Source organism: Mycobacterium sp. 1465703.0, from assembly GCF_001672975.1.
GTDB lineage: Bacteria > Actinomycetota > Actinomycetes > Mycobacteriales > Mycobacteriaceae > Mycobacterium.
Window position 1 is genome coordinate 21857 of the sequence record NZ_LZKU01000003.1, and the last position, 13696, is coordinate 35552.

Here is a 13696-nt window from a genome sequence, read left to right on the forward strand (position 1 = left end):
GCAGCGGGTCCCACCATGGGGTAGGCCGGCTACTCGTCCTGTAGCCGGGGGTCCGCCTCGAGGTGGGTCAGTCCGTTCCACATCAGGTTGACCAGATGCGCGGCCACCACTTCTTTCTTGGGCTCCCGGGTGTCGAGCCACCACTGCGCGGTCATCGACACCGAGCCGACCAGCGCCTGCGCGTACAGCGGCGCCAGCCCGGGATCCAGGCCGCGGCGGGAGAAGTCGCCGGCCAGGATGGAACTGACCTGGTTGACGGCGTCGTTGAGCAGGCTGGAGTAGGTGCCCGAGCTGATCGCGGCCGGCGAGTCGCGGATCATGATCCGGAAGCCGTCGGTGCGCTCTTCGACGTAGGTGAGCAACGCCAGTGCCACCCGCTCGACGCGCACCCGGGACCGGTTGTTGGTCAGCGACGACGTGATGCCGTCCAGCAACGCCGACATCTCCCGGTCGACCACCACGGCGTACAGGCCTTCCTTGCCGCCGAAATGCTCGTAGACCACCGGTTTGGACACGTTGGCACGCAGCGCGATCTCCTCGATCGAGGTGCCTTCGTACCCGCGTTCGGCAAAAAGCGAGCGTGCGATGCCGATGAGCTGTTGCCGGCGTTCGGTGCCGGTCATCCGCGCGCGCGGCGCCCGCACCTCTTTGTCCGGTTCCTTGTCCAGCACGGCCACGTCACTCAGCGTATCGGTCAACAGCCGACAAGCGGCCCGCATCGTCGTCAGACTAAAGTCTTGGTGGCGCGGTCGGGTGTCCATCCGCCGCTCGCCTCGGGTTAGCGATCCGTCGTGGTGTAATCGGCAGCACCTCTGATTTTGGTTCAGATAGTTCAGGTTCGAGTCCTGGCGACGGAGCTTCGATTGCTGGTTGCGATATCCGCATCGTTTTTTGCCTTCACCGCAGCTGAGGTGACACGCTTGACGGCGTGTCGGCACTCGCGCGCGCAGCCCGCGCGGCACATACCCAAGAGGAGGGTTGATGTCGTCTCCTGGTGATACCGCGGTCCTGGTGCTGGCGGCCGGGCCCGGCACCCGGATGCGGTCGGACACCCCAAAAGTCCTGCACACCATCGGTGGACGCAGCATGCTGTCCCACCTGCTGCACGCGATCACCAAGGTGGCGCCGCAACACCTGGCCGTCGTTTTGGGCCATGACCACGAGCGCATCGCACCGCTGGTCGCCGACTGGGCCGACGCCCTGGGCCGTCCCATCGACGTGGCGCTGCAGGACCGGCCCCGGGGCACCGGCGACGCGGTGTTGTGTGGCTTGTCCGCGCTGCCCGCCGATTACGCCGGCGTGGTCGTCGTCACCTCGGGTGACACCCCGCTGCTGGACGCCGACACCCTGGCCGACCTGATCGCCACCCACAGCGCGGCGCCGGCCGCGGTCACGGTGCTGACCACGACCGTGACCGACCCCAGCGGCTATGGCCGCATCCTGCGCACCCAGGACAACGAGGTGATGGCGATCGTGGAGCACGCCGATGCCACGCCCTCACAACGCGAGATTCGCGAGGTCAACGCCGGCGTCTACGCCTTCGATACCGCGGCCTTGCGTTCGGCACTGAACCGGTTGAGCTCCAACAACGCCCAGCACGAGCTCTACCTGACCGACGTCATCGGCATCCTGCGCGGCGACGGCCTGGCCATCCATGCCCGCCACGTCGACGACAGCGCGCTGGTGGCCGGGGTCAACAATCGCGTTCAACTCGCACAGCTGGGCGCCGAACTCAACCGCCGGATCGTCGCGGCTCACCAGATGGCCGGCGTCACCATCGTCGACCCGGCCACCACCTGGATCGACGTCGACGTCACCATCGGTCGCGACACCGTGATCAACCCGGGGACACAGCTGCTGGGCCGCACTCAAATCGGCGGGCATTGCGTCGTCGGCCCGGACACCACCCTGACCGACGTCAGCGTGGGCGAGGGTGCCTCGGTGGTGCGGACCCACGGCACCTCGTCGTCGATCGGCGCCGGCGCGACCGTCGGCCCGTTCACCTACCTGCGGCCGGGCACCGTGCTCGGCGACGACGGCAAGCTCGGGGCGTTCGTGGAGACCAAGAACGCCACCATCGGCACCGGCTCCAAAGTGCCGCATCTGACCTACGTCGGGGACGCCGACATCGGCGAACACAGCAACATCGGCGCGTCCAGCGTGTTCGTCAACTACGACGGCGAATCCAAACGACGCACCACCATCGGCTCGCACGTGCGGACCGGCTCCGACACCATGTTCGTGGCCCCGGTGACGGTCGGAGACGGCGCCTACACCGGCGCGGGCACCGTGGTGCGCAACGACGTCCCGCCCGGAACGCTGGCGGTATCCGCTGGTCCGCAGCGCAATATCGAAGGCTGGGTGCAACGCAAACGCCCGGGCACCGCGGCCGCGCAAGCGGCAGAAGCCGCCGAGAAGGCCGCCGCACAGGTCGCCCAGGCCGGCCCCCCGCCAGAAGCCGAGCCGACACCGTGAGTGTGGCAGCTGGCAACCCGGCCACTTTTCCGTACGATTCGCTTCGTACGATGGGGCCTTCGATCCCCCACCCCGATTTGCCGAGGGCAGTGCGTTGAGCCACGACTGGACTGATAACCGCAAAAATTTGATGCTCTTCTCGGGCCGCGCGCATCCGGAGCTTGCCGAGCAGGTGGCCAAGGAGCTCGACGTCCACGTCACCGCACAGACCGCGCGGGAGTTCGCCAACGGTGAGATCTTCGTGCGGTTCCACGAATCGGTGCGCGGGTGCGACGCCTTCGTCCTGCAGTCGGCCCCGGACCCGGTCAACAACTGGCTGATGGAACAGCTGATCATGATCGACGCCCTCAAGCGGGGCAGCGCCAAGCGGATCACCGCCGTCATGCCGTTCTACCCCTATGCCCGGCAGGACAAGAAGCACCGCGGCCGCGAACCGATCTCGGCGCGGCTGGTCGCCGACCTGCTCAAGACCGCGGGCGCGGACCGGATCGTCACCGTCGACCTGCACACCGACCAGATCCAGGGTTTCTTCGACGGGCCGGTCGACCACATGCGCGGGCAGAACCTGCTGACCGGCTACATCCGCGACAACTATCCCGACGGCAACATGGTGGTCGTCTCGCCCGACTCCGGCCGGGTGCGCATCGCCGAGAAATGGGCCGACTCCCTGGGCGGCGTCCCGCTGGCCTTCATTCACAAGACCCGCGACCCCCGGGTGCCCAACCAGGTGGTGTCCAACCGGGTCGTCGGTGAGGTGGCCGGACGCACCTGCGTGCTGATCGACGACATGATCGACACCGGCGGCACCATCGCCGGCGCGGTGAAGCTGCTGCGCGACGAGGGGGCCGGTGACGTGATCATCGCGGCCACCCACGGTGTGCTTTCGGATCCGGCCGCCGAGCGGCTGGCCGCCTGCGGCGCCCGGGAAGTGATCGTGACGAACACCCTGCCGATCGGCGAGGAGAAGCGGTTCCCGCAGCTGACGGTCTTGTCCATCGCGCCGCTGCTGGCCAGCACCATCCGGGCTGTCTTCGAAAACGGCTCAGTCACCGGGCTTTTCGACGGAGACGCCTAAATGGCTGGCAAGCCAGACCAAGCCGTTATCTATCACAACCCACGCTGCAGTACCTCCCGCAAAACGCTGGACCTGTTGCGCGACAACGGGTTTGATCCCGCCGTTGTCGAGTACCTGAAGACCCCGCCGTCACGGGCCGAGCTGGTGAAGATGATCCGCGAGGCCGGCATCGACGTGCGCACCGCCGTGCGCAAGCGTGAATCCTTATACGAGGAACTCAATCTGGCGGACGCGACCGACGACCAGTTGCTGGACGCCATGGCCGAGCACCCCATTCTCATCGAGCGGCCCTTCGTCGTCACACCGAAGGGCACTCGGCTGGCCCGCCCGATCGACGCGGTCCGCGAGATTCTGTGAATCGGCTCGGCAGCTGCGTGTCTGCTGCCGCGGTAATTGCGGTGGCTCTCTCCTCCGGCGGCTGTGCGCCGAAACCGCCTGATTACCAATCGATTTTGTCGAAAACCCCGACGACCACGACCACCGCGGCGAAGGAAAAGCCGGTTCCCCTGTCGCAGTATCTGCAAAGCATCGGAGTGACCGGGCAACCGGTCGCACCGGGATCCCTGCCCGATCTGACCGTGTCGATACCCACACCCCCGGGCTGGTCGCCGTTCACCAGCCCGAACATCAACCCGGAAACCCTGATCATCTCGCAGGGCGGCAAATTCCCGACGGCGCGGCTGGTGGTGTTCAAGCTCAACGGTGATTTCGACCCGGCCCAAGTCATCAAACACGGCAACGACGATGCGCAACTGTTCGAGAACTTCAAGCAGCTGGACGCCTCGGGCGCGCCCTACAACGGCTTTCCCTCATCGATGATCCAGGGCAGCTACGATCTCGACGGCATGCGGCTGCACAGCTGGAACCGCATCGTCATTCCGACCGGATCGCCGCCCGCACACCAGCGTTACCTGGTACAGCTGACCATCACCGGCTTCGCCAATCAGGCGGCCGCGCAGTCGACTGACATCGACGCCATAATTCACGGATTCGTCGTCGCGGCGAAGTGATTCAAGCGCGGCGACCCGCTTCTTGGACGAGCTGGACGCGGGACGTCAGACCAAGCTTCGCGTAGACGTGAGTCAGGTGGGTCTGCACGGTGCGCGGTGAGATGAACAGCCGGGCCCCGATCTCCTTGTTGCCCAGGCCTTCTGCCACCAGGCGCACCACGTCGCTTTCCATCGGGGTCAGGGAGTCCCAGCCGGTGGCCGGGCGTCTGCGTTCGCCACGGCCACGTTGCGCGTACGCGATTGCTTCCCCGGTAAATAAAGCGGCCCCTTCGGCCCAGGCGGCGTCAAAGTCTTTCTGCTCCAATTCTTCCCGGACCTTCGTCACGGTGGCCTGGTAATCCGCCTCATACATCGGGAAGCGGGGGTGGTCCATGCGTTGCCGTATGGTCTCCGCTGCGCCCAACAGGCGCGCCGCGTGCTGGTGACTGCCGTTGGCGGCGGCCAAGCGGGCAAGACATTCCAGGGCGTCGTCAACATGCAAATATCCGCGGGTGCCTTCGGCGATCGTGAGAGCCTCGTGAGCGTCACGCTCAGCCTGCCCCGGGTCACCTTGGGCCATCGCAATGTAGGCGCGTACTACCAGTGTCGGCACTCGTTGCCAGCCCGGTGTCAATGCGATGTTCTCGTCGGCCCAGCGGCGCGCTGTGGGCACATCACCACTTGCTAAGGCCGCCTGGGCGATCGGGCTGGTGGATCTAGTGAACACTTCGCGTAGCGGATTGGTGTGCTCCCATGCCTTCTCGCAGAACTGCATTGCGGCAGTACCATCGCCGGCAGCCAAAGCGGCGTCAGCCAGGACCGCGTACACCGAGTCTTCGGAAACTCCGCCCAGCACCTCTGCGGCTACCCCCGCGGATTGCCCCGCTGCGCGTGCAGCGGGCCCGTGCCCTTGGCGGGCCAGTACAACGCCATGCACCAGGCATCCGTAAACATTCATCAACACATCCCCGGCCTCCGCGGCCTCGGTGGCCAAGCAACGTGCAATTTCGGCCGCTTCGGCAAGGTTTCCTTGCATCATCAGCGCTACCACGAGCCAGGTTCGGCAGTTCCGTGAGTAGAACCGATCGCCGAGCGCGTCGGCGAGGTCGCGTCCTTCTTCGGCGGCCGCACGTGCGGCGGTCGGTTCACCGGACATGGCGCCGGCCGTCGCCTGGTGGCTCAAGATTTGGCATAGCGTCCACTGGTCTCCAGCCGCGCGGACCAGTTCGGTTGCTTCGGCGAAGTAGCGCTGGAGCACCTCGGGCGTATAGACGGCGCTCATCGCGCAGCTGATGAGGGCACGGGTGATCAATGCCGGGTCGTTGAGCTCACGGGCGACGGCCAATGCGTCCTGCGCCGCACTCAATTCCGTTGGAAGGCCCAACCAAGCGGCGAGGAACTGTCGCTCGATCACCGCACCTGCCCGCACGGCAGGTGCGATAGGCACGGGCCCCTCGTCAGCCAAGACAGCGTCTAAACCCGCCAGTGCTTCACCGACACGGCCGGCCCGCAACCACAATGGTTGCAGCGACAGGATCAGCCGCATCGCTGTTTCGATGTCCGAGTTCTCCCGGCTCCAACCGTAAGCGGTTCGTAGATTCTCGATTTCCCGCTGCGCCCAACGTAATAGTGGATCAACACCGCTGAGCCCCTGAGAACCAAACGCGACAGCCTTGGCGGTGTAGTAGTCGCGGTGGCGAGTTCGCACCCGGTCGGCCTCACCGGACTCGCCGAGTTTTTCTTGCGCGTACTGGCGTACGGTCTCCAGCAAGCGGTATCGCATTCCGGTGCCGGTGTCGTCGGCGACCACCAAAGATTTGTCGACCAAGAGGCTCAGCTGGTCCAGCAATTGATACCGCTCCACTTCGCCGTCGGCGCCGACGGATTGGGCGGCATCGAGGTCAAAGCCACCGGCGAACACCGCCAGCCTTCGAAACAGCACCTGCTCGGGCTCGGTGAGCAGCGCATGCGACCAATCCACCGACGCCCGCAGCGTCTGCTGGCGGCGAACCGCGGTGCGTGCACCTCCGGTCAGCAGGCGAAACCGGTCATGCAGGCTGTCCAAGATCTGGTCAGGCGACAGCGCGCGAACGCGCGCCGCGGCAAGCTCGATCGCCAACGGCATGCCATCCAAGCGCGCGCAGATTTCGGTCACCTGCGCGTTATTGTCCTCGTCCACAACGAATCCGGGGCGCGCCCGACGGGCACGGTCGGTGAACAATTCGATCGCTTCGTCGGTAAGAGACAATGAAGGTACCCGCCACGTCAGTTCGCCGGACACTCCGAGCGGTTCCCGGCTGGTCGTCAGGATCGCCAAATGTGGGCACGCCGCAAGTAACTCGACGACCATCGCCACGCATGCGTCGAGCAGATGCTCACAATTGTCGAGCACCAACAACATCCGCTTTTCGCCGAAGAACCGTAACAGCAGATCCATCGTGGAGCGGCCAGGCTGATCGGGTAGCCCCAAGGTGCGGGCGACTGTCAACGGCGCCACAGCAGGATTGGTGATGGGCGCCAGGTCTACGTACCAGATCCCATCGGAAAATTCGCCACTGAGCGCGGCGGCGACTTCCACGGACAGCCTGGTCTTGCCCGCGCCACCCGCGCCGGTCAAGGTGACCAACCGGTTGCCGCCAACCAGTTGCTGCAACTCCTTCATTTGCTGTTGGCGCCCAACAAAACTCGTCAGCTGGGCCGGTAGGTTGTGCGACGTCACCACGGTGCGCACCCGAAGCGGCGGGAAGTCGTTGCGCAGATCCGGGTGGCACAGTTGGACGACACGCTCGGGACGCGGTACATCGCGCAACGGGTAGCTACCCAGGTCGGCGAGCCACACGCCGTCGGGTAGCCGGTCCAGCACCATCGATTCGGTTGCGCCCGACAACACGGTCTGCCCGCCGTGGGCGAGATCGCGCAACCGCGCCGTGCGATTGATGGTGGGGCCCGCGTAGTTGGCGTCGTCGCGCAGTTGAATCTCACCGGTGTGTATTCCGATACGTACCCGGATCGGCGCCAACGGGGCGCGCTGCAACTCCAGCGCACACGCCACCGCATCGGATGCCCGGGCGAAGGCGGCCACAAAGCTATCGCCCTCACCCTGTTCGAGCGGGCGCACCCCGTCATGCGCAGCGACCGACTCGTTCACGATTTTGTTCAGCTGGGCCAGCGCGTCGGTCATCTGCGCGGGTTGCGTTTCCCATAACCGCGTCGAGCCCTCGACATCGGCCAGCAGCAATGTCACCGTTCCGGTCGGCAGCAACTCGACCACGCCCAAATCGTCCCAGGTTAGCGGCGCTATCTCCGCGTGTTGGCTCATGTTAGCCAGGATTGCGTCTCCGACGAGGCAAAACATCGGCCAATGCGCGCAGATCCACCACGGCGGGCGCACGGATCTACGACCCCCCGGCGCGCAGATATGCGCGTCGCGGCGGATGGTGTGGGCCGTGCGGGGCCGGATAGTCGACTACACCCGACCAAGGAGGCCGCCATGACAATCGCCCAGACGACCACATGCCCGAGCGTTTTCGACGCCGGCCTGCCCGTCATTGCCTACGACCATCTCACCGATCCCGACGAGGCACACCGCATTATCGACGGCGCCCGCGAACTATCGCCGATCGCCCTCGGCCCGCACGGACCGGAAGTCTTGAGCTACGAACTGGTCCGAACTGTATTGCGCGACAACAGATTTATCACAGCGCACGGCCTCGGACTCGACCTGCAGGGCATCACCTCCGGCCCGCTGTGGGATAGGGCGATCAGCAATATCCTCGGGCTCGACGGCGATGTGCATCACCGGCAGCGCCGGCTGGTGTCGAAGGCCTTTGCACCCCGGGGCGCAGAGCGGTTGCGCACGCTGGTCATCGAGATCATCAATGGCCTGGTCGAACCACTCACGGCCGCAGGTCGCTGCGACGTCGTTTCCGACATCGCCCGCGGCTACCCCGCGCCCGTCATCTGCGCGTTACTGGGCGCACCGCCCGAGGACTGGCACCTGTTCAGCGACTGGACCGATGACATCAAGAAGATCTTCGACTGGAACGTCGCCGAAGACGGCCCGGCGATCTTGGCCGCATGGGATCAGCTCGACGCCTACCTCGAGGAACTCATCGCGCGGCGCCGCGCATCGCTGTCCGACGACCTGATCTCCGAGCTCATCCGCACCGAAGACGACGGTGACCGGCTCACCCACGACGAGCTGCTCATGCTGAGCGCCACCCTCCTCGGTGCCGGTACCGACACGACCCGCAACCAGCTCGCGGCGGCGGTGCAGGTGCTGGCCGACCACCCCGACCAATGGGCCTTAGTGGGCCGGCACCCCGAATTGGCGGCCGACGCGGTTCATGAGCTGATGCGCTATTGCCCCATCATTTTCGGCACCATCCGCAAGGCCGCCGAAGACATTGAACTGGCCGGGGTGTGCATTCCTGCGGGCACCCTGGTGCTCGCCAACACCGCCGCAGCGAACCGTGACCCCGACGTCTACCCAAATCCCGACCGCGTCGACATCACCCGAGCGGACCCTCCGGCCATGCTCACCTTCGGCGGCGGCGTGCATTACTGCCTGGGCGCCCACCTCGCGCGACTCGAACTGACCGAAGCGCTGCGGGTGATCACCCAACGCATGCCCAATCCTCGGCCAATCGGCCCGGTCCCATGGAAAGCCATCAGTGGAATCACCGGTCCCGTCACCTTGCCGCTGGAATTCGACGTAGGGCACTAGGCGGTCCGCATCGCGATTAGTGTTGTCAGCCATGACCGGCTGGACCGCCGCAGACCTACCGTCGTTTGCCGAACGAACCGTCATCATCACTGGCGCCAACAGCGGGCTGGGCGCCGTGACGGCCCGCGAGCTGGCGCGACGAGGGGCCACGATCATCATGGCCGTCCGCAACATTCGCAAGGGCGAGACGGCGGCCCGTCAGATGGCCGGTCAGGTCGAGGTCCGTGAACTTGACCTGCAGGATTTGTCATCGGTGCGCCGGTTCGCCGACGGGGTGAACAACGCCGACGTGCTGATCAACAATGCCGGCATCATGGCCGCCCCCTTCGGGCTGACGGTCGACGGCTTCGAGACCCAGATCGGCACCAACCATCTGGGCCACTTCGCGCTGACGAACCTGTTGCTGCCCAAGCTGACCGATCGGGTGGTCACCGTGTCGTCGATGGCGCACTGGCCCGGAAGCATCAACCTCGACGACCTGAACTGGCAGAACCGGCGCTACTCGGCGTGGCTGGCCTACAGCCAGTCCAAACTCGCCAACCTGCTGTTCACCAGCGAGCTGCAGCGGCGGCTCACCGCGGCCGGTTCCCCGCTACGCGCGCTGGCGGCCCACCCGGGTTACTCGCACACCAACCTGCAGGGCGCCTCCGGCCGCAAATTGGGTGACACGCTGATGTCGGCGGTGACGCGGGTAGTCGCGACCAACGCCGATTTCGGTGCCCGGCAAACCTTGTACGCGGCATCCCAGGACCTGCCGGGAGACACGTTCGTCGGTCCCCGCTTCGGTCAGATGGGCCGCACCCAACCGGTGGGGCGCAGCCGGCGCGCCCGGGATTCGGCCACCGCGGCGGCGCTGTGGTCGCTGTCCGAACAGCTCACGAAGACCAAATTCCCCCTTTGAGGTCACGTCGGTCCCAGGCGACACAGGAGTCCCTCGACAGAACCAATAGACGTTTTGCCCGCCTCTGAGCGACAACAGGGGCGGCGTACGTGGCGGCCGCAGGTTTGTCGCTCAAAGGTGGGCACGTGCACCATCACCTCCGCCGAGTGACGGGCGTGACTGCCGAGCGAGGTGTGACGGCCGAGTGAGGTGTGACGGCCGAGTGACAGGTGACTCGCACGCGGACCGCGGCCGCCCAGGCGCAGAATTTCCCCTCTGAGGTGCAGATGCGCTAACCTGACCGGGCGTCACGGCGAGGGTAGCTGGCTGGCCAGCACCGTTATCGACGGAGACCGACGATTCGTCGCGTACCTGGCCGTGCCCCGAAACACAGGCGAGCACACAGGAGCGACACGATGGCCAAGCAAGCAGTCAACCAGCTGAAGGTCGCGGTCCGCGGCGAGACCGGCAAGGGTGCGTCCCGGCGGGCCCGTCGCGACGGCAAGATTCCAGCCGTCCTCTACGGCCACGGCGCCGACCCGCAGCACCTGGAACTGCCCGGACACGACTTCGCGGCGGTGCTGCGCCACGCCGGTACCAACGCCGTGCTGACCCTCGACATCGACGGCAAGGAGCAGCTGGCACTGACCAAGTCGCTCGACATCCACCCGATTCGCCGCACCATTCAGCACGCCGACCTGTTGGTCGTGCGTCGCGGCGAGAAGGTCGTCGTCGAGGTCCGCGTCGTCATCGAGGGCGAGGCCGTGCCGGGCACGCTGGTGACCCAGGACGCCACCGCCATCGAGGTCGAGGCCGACGCCCTGTCGATTCCCGAGCAGCTGACGGTGTCGGTCGAGGGTGCCGAGCCGGGCACCCAGTTCACCGCCGGACAGGTCGGCCTGCCCAAGGGCGTCACCCTGATCTCCGACCCGGAGACGCTGGTGGTCAACGTGGTTACCGCGCCGACCGCCGAGGAACTCGCCGAAGAGGGCGCGGGCGAGGTCACCGAGGAAGCCGCGGCGTCCGAAGGCGAAGAGGAAGCAGCGGCCGGCGAAGAAGAGGCCGCCGAAGCCGAGTCCGAGTAGGCGGATCGCAACGTGGCCGAGCCGTTGTTGGTCGTCGGCCTGGGCAATCCCGGAGACAACTACGCCCGGACTCGACACAACGTCGGGTTCATGGTCGCCGACCTGCTGGCGGCACGGATGGGTTCGAAGTTCAAGGCGCACAAGCGTTCCGGCGCTGAGATTGTCAGCGGCCGCCTCGCCGGACACCCCGTAGTGGTGGCCAAGCCGCGCTGCTACATGAACGAATCCGGCCGCCAGGTCGGCCCGTTGGCGAAGTTCTACTCGGTGACACCGGGCGGCATCATCGTCATCCACGACGACCTCGACTTGGACTTCGGCCGCATCCGGCTCAAGATCGGCGGCGGCGAAGGCGGTCACAACGGTCTGCGTTCGGTCGCTAACGCGTTGGGCAGCAAGGACTTTCAGCGAGTCCGCATCGGCATCGGCCGCCCGCCGGGACGCAAAGACCCGGCGGCGTTTGTCTTGGAAAGCTTCAGCGCCGCCGAACGTGCCGAGGTGCCCATCATCTGCGAGCAGGCCGCGGATGCCACCGAGTTGCTGGTCGAACTGGGGCTAGAGCCCGCGCAGAATCGCGTCCACGCCTGGTAGGCCGGCCAACCGGACTAGGTGACCAGGCTTACGGACGTGGATCGGCGCAGCTTGCCCGACGGTGTCTTCGGGATGGTTCCCGGGCCGAGCACCACCACGTTGCGCGGCCGCACGTCCACCTCGGCCACCACTTCGCGGGCAACCTGGTGCTCGATGCGACGGACCTCGGTCTGGTCCTGGAAGGCGTTGGACTCCACCGCCACGGCGAAGGTTTCGCGGGAGTGGCCGGCGTCCAGCCGGACCGCCACCGCGCAGCCGGGCCGCACGCCCTCGACGCGGCAGGCGGCCCGCTCGATGTCGGTGGGATAGATGTTGCGGCCCGCCATGATGATGACGTCCTTGACGCGGCCGCAGACCACGACGTGGCCCTCCTCGGTCAGGTAGCCGAGGTCACCGGTGTCATACCAGCCGTTCTCGTCCTGCGCCGAAATGAAGCCACCCATGGTGAGGTAGCCGGGAGTCAACGACTCACCGCGCAGCTCGATGACGCCGACGCCGCGGGCGGGCATCACATCGCCGTTCTCGTCGATGATGCGCGCCTCGAGGTCCTGCAGCAGCGGGCCGAGCGTGGCCAGCCGGCGGGTGTTGCCCTTGGTGGCCGGTACGGCGCGGCGCAGGGCGGCCAGCAGGTCGGCGTCGACTTCGTCGACCACCAGACCGGCGTTGCATTCCGAGAAGGACACGGCCAGCGTGGTTTCGGCCATGCCGTAGGCCGGCAGGATGGCCGCCGGGTTCAGGCCGAACGGCTTGCCCGCGTCGAGCAGGTCCTCGACGTCGGCGGGCTCGACCGGTTCGGCGCCGGACAGGGCGAAGCGCAGGGTGGACAGGTCGAAGTCGCCGGGCTTGGCCTGGCGACGCAGCCGCTTGGCCAGCAAGGCGTACGCGAAGTTGGGCGCCGCGGTCATGGTGCCCTTGTACTTGTCGATGAGCTTGGCCCACAGCAGCGTGTCGCGCAGGAAGTCCATCGGGGTGACCTTGACCAGCTCGGCGCCGAAGTACATCGGGATGGTGAGGAAGCCGACCATGCCCATGTCGTGGAAGCAAGGCAGCCAGCTGACCATGACGTCCGTGTCGACGTTGTACTGGGCGCCGATGAACATCGCCTCGGCGTTGGAGTAGATGTTGCGGTGGGTGATCTGCACGGCCTTCGGCGATCCGGTTGAGCCGCTGGTCAGCTGCATCAACGCGAGCGCGTCCTCGCCGACCTCGACGGGGTCGATCGGTTCCGCCGCGAGCAGGTCGGCGACGGTGAGGACCTTGATGCCCTTCTCCTCGAGGACCGGGATGGCCACCAGGAACGGCTCGGAGACGACGACGGCCTTCGCCTCGATCATGCCGATGACGTTCATGGTGTCCTCGGCCCAGACGGCCAGGTCGGTTCGCGGCGTGGGCTGGTGCAGCATGGTCAGGCTGGCCCCACGCATCCAGAGGCCCTGCGCCGTCGGCGCGATCTCCACCGGATAACCGGCGAGCACACCTACCGCGTCGTCCGGCCCGATGCCGGCGGCGGCCAGGCCGCCCGCGATACGACGGGCGCGCTCGTGGACCTCGCCCCAGGTGTGGCGGACCGGTTCGTGGGGTTCACCGGTGACCATGCCCGTCTTCGCGGACCGGGCATTGCGGTACATCTTCTCGGTAAACCTGCTCACAAAAGCCTCCTCGGTTCCAGCCCTCGTCCCAACGCCCGGGATCTCATATTCCGCCGCTGACCAGCACTTCGCCGCAGCCACGCAAACACAATTGGGCGGCTGCTAGGTCTCGAATCGGTGACGCGCCCGCGCCCGCCGCAATCCAGCGACGGTCGGTCACTCGATGAGCGCGAAACGGAACCCAGAAACCTCGGGCCCGATTCAGTAATCGTCCGCCGGGACGCCCGGC

11 protein-coding genes and 1 tRNA gene are annotated in these 13696 nt (G+C 66.5%); 9 read left to right on the plus strand and 3 right to left on the minus strand.

What is annotated here, in order from left to right; translation table 11 throughout:
• Positions 1 to 29: 29 nt before the first annotated feature.
• A complete protein-coding gene (locus A5625_RS00235) occupies positions 30 to 623 on the minus strand; it encodes a TetR/AcrR family transcriptional regulator (protein WP_156747779.1) in 594 nt (197 codons plus the stop codon).
• A gap of 162 nt (positions 624 to 785) precedes the next feature.
• Here A5625_RS00235 and A5625_RS00240 point away from each other — a divergent pair.
• The 5 genes from A5625_RS00240 to A5625_RS00260 all read left to right on the plus strand — a co-directional run bounded on the left by A5625_RS00240 (position 786) and on the right by A5625_RS00260 (position 4560).
• Positions 786 to 857 (plus strand) — tRNA-Gln (locus A5625_RS00240).
• A 124-nt stretch (positions 858 to 981) separates the two neighbouring features.
• Positions 982 to 2475, plus strand: a complete 1494-nt coding sequence (glmU, locus tag A5625_RS00245) for a bifunctional UDP-N-acetylglucosamine diphosphorylase/glucosamine-1-phosphate N-acetyltransferase GlmU (protein ID WP_066988388.1) — start codon at positions 982 to 984, stop codon at positions 2473 to 2475.
• Positions 2476 to 2569: 94 nt separating this feature from the next.
• Positions 2570 to 3550, plus strand: a complete 981-nt coding sequence (locus A5625_RS00250; protein WP_064953125.1) for a ribose-phosphate diphosphokinase — start codon at positions 2570 to 2572, stop codon at positions 3548 to 3550.
• Entirely contained in the window at positions 3551 to 3907 is a 357-nt protein-coding gene (gene arsC, locus A5625_RS00255) for an arsenate reductase (glutaredoxin) (RefSeq protein WP_066988389.1), read from the plus strand.
• Positions 3904 to 4560, plus strand: coding sequence for an LpqN/LpqT family lipoprotein (locus A5625_RS00260; protein WP_066988390.1), 657 nt, complete (start codon positions 3904 to 3906; stop codon positions 4558 to 4560). Before arsC ends, A5625_RS00260 begins: the two co-directional genes overlap by 4 nt.
• 1 nt (position 4561) lies before the next feature.
• Here A5625_RS00260 and A5625_RS00265 read toward each other — a convergent pair whose 3' ends face one another.
• Positions 4562 to 7858, minus strand: a complete 3297-nt coding sequence (locus A5625_RS00265; RefSeq protein WP_066988391.1) for a LuxR C-terminal-related transcriptional regulator — start codon at positions 7856 to 7858, stop codon at positions 4562 to 4564.
• A 171-nt stretch (positions 7859 to 8029) separates the two neighbouring features.
• Between A5625_RS00265 and A5625_RS00270 the strand changes: the two genes are divergently transcribed.
• The 4 genes from A5625_RS00270 to pth all read left to right on the plus strand — a co-directional run bounded on the left by A5625_RS00270 (position 8030) and on the right by pth (position 11818).
• Positions 8030 to 9265: a cytochrome P450 gene (locus A5625_RS00270; RefSeq protein ID WP_066988392.1), complete on the plus strand. Its 1236-nt coding sequence runs from the start codon at positions 8030 to 8032 to the stop codon at positions 9263 to 9265.
• Between the two features lie 31 nt (positions 9266 to 9296).
• The gene (locus tag A5625_RS00275; RefSeq protein WP_066988417.1) at positions 9297 to 10166 is read left to right on the plus strand and encodes an oxidoreductase; all 870 of its coding nucleotides are present in this window, start codon (positions 9297 to 9299) and stop codon (positions 10164 to 10166) included.
• 395 nt (positions 10167 to 10561) lie between these two features.
• On the plus strand, positions 10562 to 11230 hold the full coding sequence (locus tag A5625_RS00280) for a 50S ribosomal protein L25/general stress protein Ctc (RefSeq protein ID WP_066988393.1): 669 nt from the start codon (positions 10562 to 10564) through the stop codon (positions 11228 to 11230).
• A gap of 12 nt (positions 11231 to 11242) precedes the next feature.
• On the plus strand, positions 11243 to 11818 hold the full coding sequence (gene pth, locus A5625_RS00285) for an aminoacyl-tRNA hydrolase (RefSeq protein WP_066988394.1): 576 nt from the start codon (positions 11243 to 11245) through the stop codon (positions 11816 to 11818).
• Positions 11819 to 11832: 14 nt separating this feature from the next.
• Here pth and A5625_RS00290 read toward each other — a convergent pair whose 3' ends face one another.
• Entirely contained in the window at positions 11833 to 13467 is a 1635-nt protein-coding gene (locus A5625_RS00290) for a fatty acyl-AMP ligase (protein ID WP_066988395.1), read from the minus strand.
• Between the last annotated feature and the right edge of the window lie 229 nt (positions 13468 to 13696).

What these genes read in the sequence shown, in the direction of transcription:
- A5625_RS00235 (WP_156747779.1), bottom strand. Translation starts at nt 623, where the DNA reads ATGACCGGCACCGAACGCCGGCAACAGCTCATCGGCATCGCACGCTCG.
- glmU (WP_066988388.1), top strand. Translation starts at nt 982, where the DNA reads ATGTCGTCTCCTGGTGATACCGCGGTCCTGGTGCTGGCGGCCGGGCCC.
- arsC (WP_066988389.1), top strand. Translation starts at nt 3,551, where the DNA reads ATGGCTGGCAAGCCAGACCAAGCCGTTATCTATCACAACCCACGCTGC.
- A5625_RS00265 (WP_066988391.1), bottom strand. Translation starts at nt 7,858, where the DNA reads ATGAGCCAACACGCGGAGATAGCGCCGCTAACCTGGGACGATTTGGGC.
- A5625_RS00270 (WP_066988392.1), top strand. Translation starts at nt 8,030, where the DNA reads ATGACAATCGCCCAGACGACCACATGCCCGAGCGTTTTCGACGCCGGC.
- A5625_RS00275 (WP_066988417.1), top strand. Translation starts at nt 9,297, where the DNA reads ATGACCGGCTGGACCGCCGCAGACCTACCGTCGTTTGCCGAACGAACC.
- A5625_RS00280 (WP_066988393.1), top strand. Translation starts at nt 10,562, where the DNA reads ATGGCCAAGCAAGCAGTCAACCAGCTGAAGGTCGCGGTCCGCGGCGAG.